The organism is Puia sp. P3 (genome assembly GCF_050632245.1).
In the GTDB taxonomy this organism is placed as follows: domain Bacteria; phylum Bacteroidota; class Bacteroidia; order Chitinophagales; family Chitinophagaceae; genus Puia.
The window spans coordinates 562,450-575,903 of record NZ_CP192583.1; the positions used below are offsets into that span (position 1 = coordinate 562,450).

Here is a 13,454-nt window from a genome sequence, read left to right on the forward strand (position 1 = left end):
AGAAAAATTCTCACCACCCCGGCGTCTGATAAAATCCCCTATTATTATACCCCTTCGCAATATCCACCTCCGACTGCGGCACCGGCCACAACGTGTCCCTCAACGGAAACGTCCGGAACGCATTCGTCGGGTCCTTCACCTGCGGGATCAGCACCCTGTCCAGCCGCCAGCGCCTGAGGTCGAAAAAGCGCTGACCCTCCATAGCCAGCTCGATCCTCCTTTCATGCTGGATCCTGCTGCGCATGTCCGTCTGCGAGAGCCCGGCCGGCAACACCGGCATACCCACCCGCTGCCGCACCGAGTCGATCGCCGCATGGACGCTGGCGTCCGGACCCACCGCTTCATTCTGCGCCTCGGCGTACATCAGCAACACCTCCGCATACCGTAGAAAAACCCAGTTCTGGTCGCTCTGCGTGGCGTACGTCGTTGGGAATCTGGTCGAGTCCACCCCTTCTTCGGCAAAAACCCGCTCGGCACCGGCGGACTCGAGGTCGCCGGGTTGAAGGAAGTATTGGCCGTGACACCGCGGAGAACCCCCGGCACCAGGATCGTAGCCGCCAGACGCGGGTCGCGGTTCGCATAGGGCTTCGCGGCGTAATACAAGGGCGACGAACCGATCGGCAGCCCGTCCGTACACTCGTAGTCGTTCACCAGCGGCTGCAGCACCTGTATCGAATTCACATAGGAATACAGCCAGTCCGAGGGACTATAGAGATTCGGCGGCAGATAGTTCGCCGAGAACATGATCTCGGGATTGCCGTTCTGTCCCGCCTTGAAGAACAGATTGCGATATCCACCCGCATACAAGCCAAACCTGTGTTCGCCAACGATCGTCTGCGCCGTCGCCGCCGCCTGCTGCCACGCGCCTATCGCCAGCTGCACCTTCGCCATATACCCCAGCGCCGTCCCCCGGACGACATGCCCGTTGTAGGAAGTATTGGGGAGATGCGCCGCCGCAAAAGCCAGGTCGGACAGGATCGTATCGACCACGACCGCCTTCGCCGTTCGCGGCAGACTCGCGCTTGCATTGTCATTGGTCAGCGGCTGCGTCGTCAGCACACAGTCGCCGTACAGCTGCTCCAGCAGAAAATAATAATACGCGCGGAAGAACTTCGCCTCCCCGCGGTACCGATTCATGGTCACACTGTCGATAGGCACCGTCCCGATATTCGCCAGCAGCCTGTTGCAGGCCGCGATCGCCTGATAAGAGACGGTATAAGCCTGCGACTGCATACCTCCCGTCGTCGCCTCGATCACCCCCGTCGAGATATTGCCGAAGGACCCGCCGCTGGACTGCGTATAGGCATTGTCGGAAATGGCTTCCCAGAACATATAGCCGCCGCCCCATCCCGCGCCCGCGTTGCTCACGCTGGTCGCGTTGTTCCCGATCACCAGAAAATTATAAATGCCCGCCAGCGCCAGGTCCGCCTGCGACTGCGTCTTCCAGAAACTGCCGGAAGGTATCGTGGACAGCGGGTTCTTGTCGAGATAATTCTTGTTACAGGCCGCCAGCACCGCAACAACGAGCAGATAGATTATCGGGAGTTTCATGATGATTTCATTTGATGATTAAAAAACGGCTTTTACGCCAAAGCTGAACACCTTGTTCTGCGGATGCGCCACATACCTTGAATTGGTGACGACCCTCTCCGGATCCAGACCCGGGAATTTGGTGAAGGTGAACAGGTTGTCGGCCGCGAAATATAGTCGCAGACTGCTCATGGCCGCGTACCGCGCAAGACGCGAAGGCAGATTGTAACCCAGCTGCACATTCTTGATCCGCAGGAAGGAGGCGTCCCTCAGGTAATAGGTGGAGGGAGTGCTGATATTGCTGCTGGCATTCCCCGTACCCGTGATATAGATTAGCGGCATGGTCGTGCTGTGATTCTGAGGCGTCCAGGCATTCAGCCAGTCTTTGGTAGGGACCGAACCCTGATTGAAAGGCTGGATCCCCCAGCCCGTGACGTATTGTTTCTGCCCCTGCGAACTGTACAGATAGACGGTAAGATCGAAATTCTTCCAGCCCGCATTGAGGTTGAACGAATATTCGTATTTCGGAAAGATCCCCGACGCCACCGCCCGGTCATTCGCCGTGATGGAATCGTTTCCGTCGAGGTCCTTGAACCTGAATGTCCCAGGCACAGGTTTGTACGGCTGATAGGGCGCCTTGCTGATCTCGTCCGCAGACTGGAAAATGCCCGCGTACTGATAGAGGAAGAAGCTGCCGTAGGGCTGACCTTCTATATTGATAGTGCTGGTGCCGATATTGGGCGGACCATATTTGACCAGCATATTCTTGTTGGCCTGGAGATTCCCGCCGACAGAGTAACTGAAGTCCCCGATCTTGTCGGAGTACTGCACGGACAGCTCGATGCCGGTATTCCGCATCTTCCCGTTATTGATGATCGGCGCGACAAGCCCTACATAGGACGGCAGCACCTGCTGCGCGAGGATGCCATAGGTCAGCTTGTTATACCAGTCGAAGGTAAAGGAGAGGCGGTTATTGAGCACCGATAGATCCGTACCGAAGTCGAACACGCGCGTAGTCTCCCATTTTATACTCTGGTCCGTCAGGTTGGTCTGAACGGCGCCCGAGGTAAGGCCGGAAGAGGTATAGGGATAAGGATAGTTGGGTACATACACGTTCTGGTAGGGATAGTTGCCGATATTCTGGTTGCCCAGCTGGCCCCATGACCCGCGGAATTTCAGGTTGCTGAGCCAGTCGGCCTTGTCGAGGAAATGCTCCTTCGAGGCTACCCATCCCACCGAGACCGATGGAAAGAACGCCCACCGGTTGCCGGGTGGGAAACGGCTGGATGCATCATACCTGGCATTCGCCTCCACCAGATATTTGTCCTGATAGTCGTAGTTCAGCCGGCCATAGAACGAGAGCAGCGACCATTCCGTCGTATTGCCCGTATTGGACTGCGCGCCCGGGCTGCCGGCGTTCAGCTGCTGCAGGCTATTGTCGGGGAATACCACGCGCGCGCCGCTGAGCTGCTGTCCCCTGAAATATTCCGTCTGCGAGCCGCCCAGTAACTTGAAATGGTGCTCGCCGGTATTCCGGCTATAGGTCAGCTGCGTATACCCCACGGGGTAGAGATAGTTGCTATCCGCGACCGAGAGACCCTGACCTCCCACGTCCAGCGTCCGCACCGACGGATCGTTGGGCCCGGCAAACCAGGAATACTGTGGGATGACCGGCTTGTAGACCGAGGTCTTCAGGTAGTCGATATTGATACCCCCGCTGGTCTTCCACTCGAGACCTTTCAGGACTTTTACCGTGAGGAAGACATTGGCCTGCTCGAAGAATTCATTGACCGTCGCCGGCGAGTAGCGCGCCACGGCCACCGGGTTCTTGTTCGGCGAGATATTGGGATAGGCATAGGCGGTGACCCGACCCGATCCGTCCGGCAATACCGGTCCGTACAGCGGCGCCTGCGAGAGGGTGGACAGGAAGAGGTCCTGACTCCCGTCTTCGGGGTAGTTGCGGATGCTGTAGTTCGCGGTCAGGCTGGTACCGAAGGTGACGTTGTCGTTGAGCTTCGACGTGAGATTGAACTGCAGATTGTATTTCCTGTAGCTGAAACCGATCATGATATCGGGCTGGTCGACATAGCCGAGCCCGACATTATAGGTTGTCCCGTTGCGGCCGCCGGTGAGTCCGAGGTGGTGGGTCTGTACGTTGACGGTTTGCATCACGGCATTCAGCCAGTTATAGCTGGGGTATAGCGTCTTGCTGGTGGGGTTGGTATAGGCCGCCAGCTGCGCCGGGGTGAAGAGGGTGGCGGATCCCGAGTTGGTCGCGGCCTGGTTGTACATGGTCATGTAGTCCGGTGAGTTGTAGTCCAGGTCGGGCAGCGCGGTCGCTTTGGTGATACCGTCGTTATAGGCATAGGACAGCTGGAATCTGCCGTTGGACCCCTGCTTTGTCGTCACCAGGATGACGCCATTGGCGCTGCGGCTGCCGTAGATAGCGGCGGAGGCGGCGTCTTTCAGCAGGGTCACCGATTCGATGTTCTGCGGGTCGAGGGCGGTAAGGCTGCCGGGTAGTCCGTCGACGATCACCAGCGGCGCGTTCGACGACCCGTAGGAGCTATATCCCCTTACCAGCAGGGTGGGGCTTTCATTTCCCGCCTCGCCCGAGGCCTGGGTCAATGACAGTCCGGGTAGTTTCCCCTGCAGCAGCTGCGTCGGGTCGGTGGCGATCCGCTTGTTGAGGTCGGCCCCGCTGACCGTTGCGATGGCGCCCGTGAGGTCCGCCTTCTTCTGCGTGCCATAGCCGATGACCACGACGTCATTGAGCGCGGCGCCGCTGGGCTTTAGCGTAACGTCAATGGCTGACCGATGACCAGCCACGATCTCCGCCTTCTCATAACCCGTGTATGAGAAGACCAGCACCGACCCCGCGCCGGGCACGTTCACCACATATTTTCCGCTGCTGTCCGTCATCGCGCTGATCGCGGTCCCCCTGACGCTGACCGTGGCGCCTCTCATCGGGACACCGGCCTCGTCTTTCACGACGCCGCTGATCTTCAGATTCTGTGACCGGGCGGTCACGACGATGGTCAGTTGGAGGAAAAGAATAACCGGGAGAATTCTTGCCATAACAATCGTTTTACAGTCGTTTCGACTGCAAATTGGACGAATTGTCTTATGGCCTTCCTCTCCCGGTTGGCAATATTGTAAGCTATTTTGGCTCCCCGGCTTTTCCGTACGCTGCACGAGGTGCACGGTCTCAGCTATTCCATTAAAGCGATAAAGAGATTGCAGAGCAGCTATTTCCTGGCGTTAGGTCGGTCGAAAAAGAAGGCAGGACCTGAAAGAAAAACTGAATATCAAATCGACCGTCGGCCTCCTGAAAAAGAAGCCGTCCACTTTACTTTTGGGACGGCCTCTTCCTTTGTTTATTCCATTTAAGACCTGATAAAGGCCAACAAATCTTTATTGATCGTCGCCGCCTCAGTCGCCGGCATCCCGTGCGGGAATCCGGGATAAGAGATCAGCTTGCCGTTCTTCACCAGTTGGACCGCCTTTACGGCCGAGTTAGCGAATGGGACGATCTGGTCGTCTTCGCCGTGCAGGAACAGGACGGGGACGTCGACCGCCTTGAGGTCTTCCGTGAAATCCGTTTCCGAAAAAGCCTTGATCCCTTCATAGTGAGCTTTTACCGAGCCCATCATCCCCTGACGCCACCAGTTGTCCCTGATCCCCTGCGAGATCTTTGCGCCTTCACGGTTGTAGCCATAGAAGGGAATGGTGAAGTCCTGATAGAACTGTGCGCGGCTGAAACCGGTACCCATGCGGACCTCGTCAAAAAGGGCGAGGGGAGACCGTCGGGGTTACCCGCTGTCTTTACCATTAACGGCGGGACCGCGCTGATCAGCACTGCCTTGGCGACCCGGCCCTTGCCGTATTTGGCCGTATAGCGGATGACCTCGCCGCCTCCGGTAGAGTGGCCGACGTGGATGGCGTCCTTCAGGTCGAGCGCTTTCGTCAGCTCGGCGACGTCGGCCGCGTACGTGTCCATATTGTGGCCCTCGGACACCTGGCTCGAACGTCCATGACCCCTGCGGTCGTGCGCGATCACCCTGTAGCCCTGCTGCTGGAAGAAGATCATCTGATTATCCCAGTCGTCTCCCGATAAAGGCCAGCCGTGGTGGAAAACGATCGGTTGCCCGGTTCCCCAATCCTTGTAATAGATCTCTGTTCCGTCTTTTACTGTGATCTTGCTCATATGTTTTGTTTTTAATTGTCGTGTCTTCATTAACTGTCGTGCATTTTCAAAACTAGGCAAGTTTTTCGTCAGAAATTTGTCCTCCGGCCGTCTTCAGCGGATATCGACAACAAGTCCCATAATTCGGACAAAAATTATACGCCCACTCCCGCGCGAACTCCCCTCGGGTACTGCAGCAGATTGTCGCCGGTCCAGTCGCCGTCGAACTTCCGGCCGTTGATAAAAAAGGTCGGTGTCCCGTTGACCCCGCTGCGGAAACCGCCGTCCGTGTCTTTCCCGACCTTTTCGGAGAGCGCCTTTTGTTGTAGGTCTTTTTGAAAGCGTCCGATGTCGAGCCCGATCCTTCCCGCGAACAGAAGAAGATTCTCGATGGCCAGTATTGGCTGGAGTTCGAAAATGATATCGTGCATCTCCCAGTATTTGCCCTGCAGACCGGCCGCTTCCGTAGCGATGGCAGCCATAAAGGCGTGCGGATGGATTGTCGTAAGCGGAAAATTCCTGAAGACGAATTTGATGTCCGGGCCAAGTCGCTCAAGGATATTTTTTACGATCGGGTAGGCATGGCCGCAGTGCGGGCATTCGTAGTCGCCGTATTCGACCAGTTCGAGCGATGCGGCGGGGTTGCCGAATAGATGGTCATTGCTGCTGACTGTAGGTTTTAGCTGACTCATGAGGCGATCGATTTTACGTTATCCAATGTTTCGAGCGCGTCGAGGATTCCGTCTGCGCCGGGGTTGATGCCGACGGGTGACAGGTAGTGCCAGCGTCTGATTCGGCGTCGAGTACAGCCGGAAATCAGTCGCGCCGCCGCCGCCGTTCACCATATTTCGTGAAAGCACGAAATGTTTCACTAAAAGAAGTGCGTTGGTTCCGAGGCGTCTATTGCTTGCCCGTCCTCACGGGCGCAGCGGGATACACCGGATAGCTGCTGCGCTCCACGTGTACGCTCCCGGAGATAGAGAAGGTCTTGTCCTGATTGGTATACATCAGCCCGCCCTGGATACCCGTACTGATACCCAGTCCATAGCCGCTGCTAAAGGGAGAACCGTGGTAGTTGGGGTCGTTGATCGGAGCCGTCCACAGGCGATTGCCCTGTACGGCGACCGGAGAGATCGTCGCGGCGCCGAAGAGCGTCCAGTTCGGATTCAGCGGACGAAAAGCCGCCACGCCGAGAGGGGCGGAGAGATAGGACATACCGCCGCCATTGTAGAAGAGATAGCCCGCCGAGAGGCTCGCGAATGTTTTTAGCTGCCAGCGGTTGGGACGGCTGGCGTCGTAGGAAGGGAAGGTTACGAGCGTTGGAAGGGGAGCGAACATCGGAGAATAGGCCGGAGCGAACACCGGAGAGTACGCCGGGATGGGCGTCTGCGCCCCCGCCGCCAACCCCACCATCAGTAATATTAAAGTAAATACTCGTTTCATAGCGGAAGTTCCTCGTATAAGTTATGGATTTTTCAGCAAACTACCTCCACCAGTTCGCGGTAAAATAAAAATAGACCGACACGTACGGCCCTCCCATACGGTAAGGCGCCATATGGATATTGACCGGACCGCCGATCTTCAGGCTGTTGCCGCCCGGTGGCGTCGGTGCGGCCTCGATGCCCGAGGACATGAACGGTCTTGGTAGGGGTAGCATACCCGAAAGGTCCGCAATGCGGCGCGAATCCCATGTTTATGGCCGGTTAAGCATTAGTTGCGGAGTTGTTAAGGCCCCGCATCCACCACCGGCCAGCCATCTACCCACTTCACCTCCGCCAGTATCAGCCTCGACTGCCCCTTTGCAGAGACATCATAACCATGACAGACAAAATAGTCCTTCCCATCGGCGCTGTACACCGCATTGTGGCCCGCCGCATACCACCTGACCCCGTCCCCCTGAAGCACCAGACTGCCACCGCCCTGCACCAGCGAAACACCGGAACGATCCAGGTAAGGCCCGCGAACGTCCACACTCCTCCCTACCACCACCTTATAAGTACTTTTCTCCGCGCGGCAACAATAGTCGTAGGAAACGAACAGGTAATAATATCCACCATGACGGAAAATGAACGGGGCTTCTACCGCTGCCGTCCCCGCCGAACTATCTGGCTCATTAAAATCCCTTGGCCGACGCGCGATCGTATGCCACTCCTCAGGCCGGGCGACGGCCTCCAGTCCCGGGGCCAGCCGAACCAGCTTGATCCCATCCCAAAAAGACCCAAAAGCCAGCCAACCCACACCCGCACTATCGACAATCAGATTCGGATCGATCGCATTCCACATGTCGCGGCCCGGCACCGACTGCACTACCTTACCCTTGTCCTCCCAGTGGAAGGCAGGGTCGGCCGCATCAAGCGTTCCATTCACCGCCACCCCAATACAGGACGTATTCTTGCCAAAAGCCGATACCGCATAGTATAAATAGTATTTACCATCGTGATAACTGATATCCGGGGCCCAGATATGCCCTTTAAATCCGGGAACCGCATCCAGCGCCCACTGTGGCGGCTGGCTAAAAACAGGCCTCTCCCTGTTCCAGTGCTGCAGGTCCCCCGAAGAAAACACGGAGATCCCCATACCCGTACTAAAGAGATAAAAGGTGTTTTTTTCCTTTATCATAACGGGATCGTGTATCGGCAGCTGGGCTCGGGCGGCTACATTGGCGAAGAAGGTCAGGAATGCCAGGAGCCTTCTCATTTCCCAAGTTTTACACGAACCACACTGACAGAATACGGCTCCAGCACAACCGCCAGCCGCCGTCCATCCACCCGCAGCGCAGACTCCCGCGGCGCCACATTCGTCGGCTGATCGAAATTATTCGTCTGGCCCAGGTCTGCCCCCCGCAACACCGTCAGACGCCCCTGCGGCATCACCTTCCTGCGACCATCGAGAGCGAGGCTACAAGGCCGCGAAACACCGGAAACATTCACCAGCTTGATCACCAGCTCGTCACTTCCGTCCATACAGGAGGAAGCATAAAGACTATCCTGACCCTCGATCACCTTATCATTCATTTCGACGGGAACCACCTGCGTCCCCTTATTCGTCGAGAACAGCTGCTGCACATAATAATCCGGCGTCCCGTACGACCGCAGATTGTCCACCCAGATCAGGTCCGGCGTCCACTGCCAGCCATCGATATGCGCAAACAGCGGTGCATACGAGGCCATCGTCACCACGTCCGCATTCCGCTCGAGCCCCGTCATGAACGCGGCCTCCGCCAGCGCCGTCTGCCAGGTATTGCGGTTGTCCGGACTCGTCGTCTTCACGCCCTGCGCCGCATACTCTCCGGCAAAAATTCGGGAACCAGTCCTCGGATAATTATCGTACCGGCCCGCGTTCTTCAGGAACCAGTCCGGACTCCTATAGTAGTGCTCGTCGATAATATCCGCGTGCATGGCGCGCAAATTCGTATTCAACAGATCAAACCGCTCGCCCTCCGGGTCCGTCCCCGACGAATTGACCAGCCTGATCTCCGGATAGCGGGACTTTAGGGCAGCCGTGAACCGCCGGAGGCGCTCCAGATACTGCGGACCCCAGTTCTCATTCCCGATACCCATCATCTTTCAGTCCAAACGGCGCCGGGTGCCCCATCGACGCCCTGACCCGTCCCCATTTCGTAGTGGTATCGCCGTTGGCAAACTCGACGAGGTCGAGCGCGTCCTGGATATACGGACCCAGCTGGTCCAGCTGCACCAGCTCAGCCGAATTGAACTGACAAGCCATCCCGCAATTCAATATCGGCAGCGGCTGCGCGCCGATATCCTCGGCCAGCTGGAAATATTCGAAAAAGCCTAAACCGAAAGTCTGAAAATAGTCCGGCGTCGCCCGGTGCGGGAACTCTACGTTCCACCGGTTGATGATCAGCTGCCGGTCTTCGATAGGACCGATCGTCTTCTTCCACTGATACCGGTTGGAAAGATCCATCCCCTCCACAATACACCCGCCCGGGAATCTGATAAAGCCAGGTTTCAGATCCGCCAGCTTCTGCACCATATCCGCCCGCAGCCCGCCCGGCCTGTTCTTCCAGGTATCCGAAGGGAACAGCGAGACCATATCGAGGTCGATCACGCCCGAACCCTCGAGCCAGACCATCATCTTACCCTTTGCGTCGGTCTGCGAGGAATGAAGACTGACCCGGCCCTTATGCCAGGCCGTATCTCCACCAGCCGCCACCAGCACGGTATCGCCGATCACATCCCCGCCCGCGCCAAGCAGCTGCACGATGCAGCCGCACACGCCAGCCACGGGCTGCCGGTACATCACCGAAAAATCATATCTGAGTCCCTGTTTAAAACCCATCGCCCGAAACCCTTCATTCAACAGACCCACAGGCGTCCCCGAGAGGCTCGCGTGCAGATAACGAGGATTCGCGGCGTCAAGCCCCTTCCTGTTCACCACCAATACATCCCCTTCCTTAGCACCTTTCACCGTCCAGCCCATCAGCGGCTTATTAAATTCAAACGAACGGTTCTTCACCAGCTCGGCATAGATCCCGCCGTCGGCTCCTAAATTTATGTCCTCAAAAAAACACCCCACATCGTCGGGTCGATCTTCGGCCCCGGCTGGTCCATCCGAACCCTGATCACGTCTGCGGCCGCCACAGGCTGCCTCTTCACCAACGGCTGAGCCCCCGCTACCCCCACTAAAAAAATCATCCATACCGTACAAACCTTTCTTTTCATGCTATTTGCTTTTTTGCCCCAAACGGCAGTTCCTTTATTATTCAAACCCGTAAACACATACCCATTCCGCTGATTCTCCCAGTCCCGCCCCCGCTGTACATACACCTTATCCGTAAAACCATTGCTCCAGTTAAGCTGCAACCATCCCCCGTATAACTCCACTTACTCCCGGCGTCATTGTTGAGCGTCCCGTCCGCCGAGACCACCAGCGGCACCGCCACCTGAATATCGGGCGAAACCTGCTCCGCCTGGTATCCCGGAACAACACGATATCCCAAATTGATCTGCTCCCAGTTGCCGATCAGGCTATCACGAGGCACTGTGTCACCACCCTCCCACGCGTACCGCTCAGGCGAGGCCACAGGCCATCCATCAGCCGTCCAAAATAACTTTCTCACCTGAAGGTCCATAAAATATTTGTTCACGCCCGGCCTTCCCTGGTTTGCAATATAATACTGTCCGCCGTCATCCTGAAATACACTGCAGTGCGAGACCCCCTGCCAGCCCCCGTGCCCGCTGAACTGATAGGGAGCCACGATCATCGGCCCGTGATCCGCGTCCGTATTCGCGTCCGCCCCGTCGAAATCATAAAAAGGCCCGTCCGGTGCGTCCCCCCGCATCACCCGCGTATTGTACTTCGTCTCCAGCCAGTCATAAGCTATAAAGAGAAAATACTTCTGCAGCCCGCTATTATACACTACCTCCGCCCCCTCGATATTCCCGTTGTACTTCCCACCCGTAAACCCCCTGTTGGCGATCCGGCGGCCGCGATCCCCGCTGTTCAGAGCCAGCCCGGTCGCAGGATCCAAATGCAGCACATAGATCCCGTCCCAGGCCGAACCATAATACATCCACTGGTCGCCGCCAGGCGTAACCACCACCGTTGGGTCGATCGCGTTCGTCTGCCTGCTGCTGTCCGCCAGCGAAGCGACCACGATCCCCTTCTCCGTCCACGGCCCTTCGGGGGAATCCGCCACCGCCAGACCGATCACACTCAGCCTCCCGATATCACAGGCCAGCGAATAATACAGACGGTACTCCGAAGCAACCTTCAGAACAAACGGCGCCCACAGCGCATTATTCGGCTTCCCCGCGGGCGCTGATAAAGGCGGAACCCTGCGCCGGCAACCCACTAAACACCCATCCCACATAACTCCACTGCACGAGGTCTTTCGACTTGCGGATCTGTATCCCCGGTCTTACCGAAGCGCCGTAAGCCACGTCGGTACTGTAACAATAGTAGTAGTCTCCGAACTTCCGGATCGACGGATCGTGTACATTATAGGGCCCCCACTGCGAGACATAGTTGGGAGACGCAATATTCTCATAGGTATCCGTGATGCTGTTGATATCAAAGGCAGCCGGTGGGGGTGGGGTAGCGCTCGTATCGGAGCCTCCGCCGGGCGAACTGCCAGCGGATTTGCTGCAGGCGACGAGCCCAAGGCAGCAGCAGCCCGCCACCACAAAAAATTTCTTATACCACGCCATAGTCTAGTAGGTCGGATTTTGTTTGAAACCGGGGTTGTTGTCTATCTCGCCCTGCGGTATCGGATATAACTCCTTACCGGGTACATAGTTGTTGAACTCGGGGTCGCGCACCTTCAGCGTAGCCAGCCGGCCGGCGTCCTGCAGCCAGCCCCAGCGGCGGATATCGTCGAATCGGTGGCCCTCCAGACAGAATTCCAGCAGCCGCTCGTGCGACAGCTGATCGCGCATCTGCGCCTGCGTCATGACCGCCATCTGCGCGGTGATATCGGGCAGGCTCACCCGCGTCCTTACCTGCTGGATCAGTGGCGCCGCCTGTGCGGTCTGCCCCAGCTCGTTCAGACATTCGGCATACATCAGCAGGATATCCGAATAACGCATCAGCCTTTCGTTGATACCCGACTTCCAGTCGAATTCGTTGACCTTGTTGCCGTCGCCGTTCTCGTACTTCCGGCAAAAGATATCGTTCAGATACGAACTATTCGCATATATCGTCGAAAACGACTGGCCATAGATCGTCTCGCGAGGCTTATTGTAGAAGATCGTGGCGTCGAGGCGGGGATCGACCCGGCCACCCGTCGTCTTCTCCAGCTGAAATTCGTTGAAGACCGAGAAGGAAGGCTGCACGTCCGTCCATCCGAAATTCGGCGCGCCGTAGGTGATCGCCCTGGCCGAGGTCTTGGCCCAGGTCGATGAAGGGATGCCCTGCCAGCCGAGATCGGTACCGCCCACGGTCGTCGAGAACTGGATCTCGAAAACCGACTCTATATTGTTCTCCTTCGCCTCTGTGAAATTGTCCTTATAGTTCGGCATCAGGCCATAGACGCCGAGATTGATCACCGCCTTGAACTGCGCTGCCGCGTTGGTGAAGTCTTTAGTGAACAGATAGGCCTTGCCCAGATAGCCCAGCGCGGCGCCCTTTGTCGCGCGGCCCAGCTGGTTGGCGTCGGGGCCGCTGACCGTCGTATAGGTCACCGGCAGCAGATCCGCCGCCGCCTTAAAATCTGCGATCACCTGTTTCCATCCCTGATCCGGAGTCGTCTGCGGCGCAAAGAACTCGCTGCTGCCCTTCGGCGTCGTGGTCGGCAGCGCCACATTCCCGAACAGATTCACGAGATGAAAGAAATACAGCCCGCGGAGAAAATACGCCTGCCCCAGCACCCTGTTCTTCAGACCCGCGTCCATATTGATTTTAGGAACATTGTCGAGTACCCGGTTGCAGCGCGACACGCCCTCGTAGTATTCGTCGAAGGCCCATCCGTAGCCCGAGGGATCGGCCGTGCCCAGAGCGAATTTACCCACACCCGAGATAGCCGTCCACGGACTGTTGCTCCGGATATCGTCGCCCCGCACGTCCAGCAGGATGGGGGTGAAGCGCATATAGGCGCCGTCGAGTAAGAAAGGGGCGTAAGCCGCCGTCACGCCCTGCAGCGCGTCGCTGCTCGTCTGCCAGAACGAAGAGGCCGTCTGTGCGTTGGGGTTTATCTGTTCGAGTTTCTTATTACAGCTTGTATTGAAAAGGCTGACAGCAGCCAGAGAGAGCAAAAGGAAATTCTTCATAATGATGC

Annotated in this window: 15 protein-coding genes; all 15 read right to left on the reverse strand. The window is 57.4% G+C overall.

All coding sequences use genetic code 11. The features are described 5' to 3' along the window. Positions 1-10: 10 nt before the first annotated feature. The 15 genes from ACQ86N_RS03355 to ACQ86N_RS03425 all read right to left on the reverse strand — a co-directional run bounded on the left by ACQ86N_RS03355 (position 11) and on the right by ACQ86N_RS03425 (position 13,446). Positions 11-448 (reverse strand): RagB/SusD family nutrient uptake outer membrane protein, encoded by a 438-nt coding sequence (locus ACQ86N_RS03355; protein WP_431213939.1) that lies wholly within the window; start codon positions 446-448, stop codon positions 11-13. Next, positions 364-1,551, reverse strand: a complete 1,188-nt coding sequence (locus ACQ86N_RS03360) for a RagB/SusD family nutrient uptake outer membrane protein (protein ID WP_431213940.1) — start codon at positions 1,549-1,551, stop codon at positions 364-366. Before ACQ86N_RS03360 ends, ACQ86N_RS03355 begins: the two co-directional genes overlap by 85 nt. Positions 1,552-1,569: 18 nt before the next feature. Then, positions 1,570-4,608 (reverse strand): SusC/RagA family TonB-linked outer membrane protein, encoded by a 3,039-nt coding sequence (locus ACQ86N_RS03365; RefSeq protein WP_431213941.1) that lies wholly within the window; start codon positions 4,606-4,608, stop codon positions 1,570-1,572. 308 nt (positions 4,609-4,916) lie between these two features. Further along, positions 4,917-5,183, reverse strand: a complete 267-nt coding sequence (locus tag ACQ86N_RS03370) for an alpha/beta fold hydrolase (protein WP_431213942.1) — start codon at positions 5,181-5,183, stop codon at positions 4,917-4,919. Next, entirely contained in the window at positions 5,180-5,737 is a 558-nt protein-coding gene (locus tag ACQ86N_RS03375) for an alpha/beta fold hydrolase (RefSeq protein ID WP_431213943.1), read from the reverse strand. Before ACQ86N_RS03375 ends, ACQ86N_RS03370 begins: the two co-directional genes overlap by 4 nt. A gap of 134 nt (positions 5,738-5,871) precedes the next feature. After that, positions 5,872-6,408: a DsbA family protein gene (locus tag ACQ86N_RS03380; protein WP_431213944.1), complete on the reverse strand. Its 537-nt coding sequence runs from the start codon at positions 6,406-6,408 to the stop codon at positions 5,872-5,874. Between the two features lie 208 nt (positions 6,409-6,616). Further along, a complete protein-coding gene (locus ACQ86N_RS03385; RefSeq protein ID WP_431213945.1) occupies positions 6,617-7,159 on the reverse strand; it encodes a hypothetical protein in 543 nt (180 codons plus the stop codon). Between the two features lie 40 nt (positions 7,160-7,199). After that, on the reverse strand, positions 7,200-7,373 hold the full coding sequence (locus ACQ86N_RS03390; RefSeq protein WP_431213946.1) for a hypothetical protein: 174 nt from the start codon (positions 7,371-7,373) through the stop codon (positions 7,200-7,202). Positions 7,374-7,441: 68 nt separating this feature from the next. Next, positions 7,442-8,413, reverse strand: coding sequence for an arabinan endo-1,5-alpha-L-arabinosidase (locus ACQ86N_RS03395; protein ID WP_431213947.1), 972 nt, complete (start codon positions 8,411-8,413; stop codon positions 7,442-7,444). Beyond that, positions 8,410-9,279, reverse strand: coding sequence for an alpha-L-arabinofuranosidase C-terminal domain-containing protein (locus ACQ86N_RS03400; RefSeq protein ID WP_431213948.1), 870 nt, complete (start codon positions 9,277-9,279; stop codon positions 8,410-8,412). Before ACQ86N_RS03400 ends, ACQ86N_RS03395 begins: the two co-directional genes overlap by 4 nt. After that, entirely contained in the window at positions 9,260-10,255 is a 996-nt protein-coding gene (locus ACQ86N_RS03405; protein ID WP_431213949.1) for a hypothetical protein, read from the reverse strand. Before ACQ86N_RS03405 ends, ACQ86N_RS03400 begins: the two co-directional genes overlap by 20 nt. Beyond that, a complete protein-coding gene (locus ACQ86N_RS03410) occupies positions 10,231-10,401 on the reverse strand; it encodes a hypothetical protein (protein WP_431213950.1) in 171 nt (56 codons plus the stop codon). The genes ACQ86N_RS03405 and ACQ86N_RS03410 overlap by 25 nt, the downstream gene beginning before the upstream one ends. Before the next feature lie 41 nt (positions 10,402-10,442). Beyond that, entirely contained in the window at positions 10,443-11,552 is a 1,110-nt protein-coding gene (locus ACQ86N_RS03415) for a family 43 glycosylhydrolase (protein ID WP_431213951.1), read from the reverse strand. After that, entirely contained in the window at positions 11,479-11,889 is a 411-nt protein-coding gene (locus ACQ86N_RS03420; RefSeq protein WP_431213952.1) for a family 43 glycosylhydrolase, read from the reverse strand. The genes ACQ86N_RS03415 and ACQ86N_RS03420 overlap by 74 nt, the downstream gene beginning before the upstream one ends. A 3-nt stretch (positions 11,890-11,892) precedes the next feature. After that, the gene (locus ACQ86N_RS03425; protein ID WP_431213953.1) at positions 11,893-13,446 is read right to left on the reverse strand and encodes a RagB/SusD family nutrient uptake outer membrane protein; all 1,554 of its coding nucleotides are present in this window, start codon (positions 13,444-13,446) and stop codon (positions 11,893-11,895) included. Between the last annotated feature and the right edge of the window lie 8 nt (positions 13,447-13,454).

Bases quoted from the DNA above. Each gene is read 5' to 3' on its own strand.
- ACQ86N_RS03400 (WP_431213948.1), bottom strand. From the start codon at position 9,279: ATGATGGGTATCGGGAATGAGAACTGGGGTCCGCAGTATCTGGAGCGC.
- ACQ86N_RS03370 (WP_431213942.1), bottom strand. From the start codon at position 5,183: ATGATGGGCTCGGTAAAAGCTCACTATGAAGGGATCAAGGCTTTTTCG.
- ACQ86N_RS03385 (WP_431213945.1), bottom strand. From the start codon at position 7,159: ATGAAACGAGTATTTACTTTAATATTACTGATGGTGGGGTTGGCGGCG.
- ACQ86N_RS03390 (WP_431213946.1), bottom strand. From the start codon at position 7,373: ATGCTACCCCTACCAAGACCGTTCATGTCCTCGGGCATCGAGGCCGCA.
- ACQ86N_RS03425 (WP_431213953.1), bottom strand. From the start codon at position 13,446: ATGAAGAATTTCCTTTTGCTCTCTCTGGCTGCTGTCAGCCTTTTCAAT.
- ACQ86N_RS03415 (WP_431213951.1), bottom strand. From the start codon at position 11,552: ATGTGGGATGGGTGTTTAGTGGGTTGCCGGCGCAGGGTTCCGCCTTTA.
- ACQ86N_RS03360 (WP_431213940.1), bottom strand. From the start codon at position 1,551: ATGAAACTCCCGATAATCTATCTGCTCGTTGTTGCGGTGCTGGCGGCC.
- ACQ86N_RS03380 (WP_431213944.1), bottom strand. From the start codon at position 6,408: ATGAGTCAGCTAAAACCTACAGTCAGCAGCAATGACCATCTATTCGGC.
- ACQ86N_RS03420 (WP_431213952.1), bottom strand. From the start codon at position 11,889: ATGGCGTGGTATAAGAAATTTTTTGTGGTGGCGGGCTGCTGCTGCCTT.
- ACQ86N_RS03395 (WP_431213947.1), bottom strand. From the start codon at position 8,413: ATGAGAAGGCTCCTGGCATTCCTGACCTTCTTCGCCAATGTAGCCGCC.
- ACQ86N_RS03410 (WP_431213950.1), bottom strand. From the start codon at position 10,401: ATGAAAAGAAAGGTTTGTACGGTATGGATGATTTTTTTAGTGGGGGTA.
- ACQ86N_RS03365 (WP_431213941.1), bottom strand. From the start codon at position 4,608: ATGGCAAGAATTCTCCCGGTTATTCTTTTCCTCCAACTGACCATCGTC.
- ACQ86N_RS03375 (WP_431213943.1), bottom strand. From the start codon at position 5,737: ATGAGCAAGATCACAGTAAAAGACGGAACAGAGATCTATTACAAGGAT.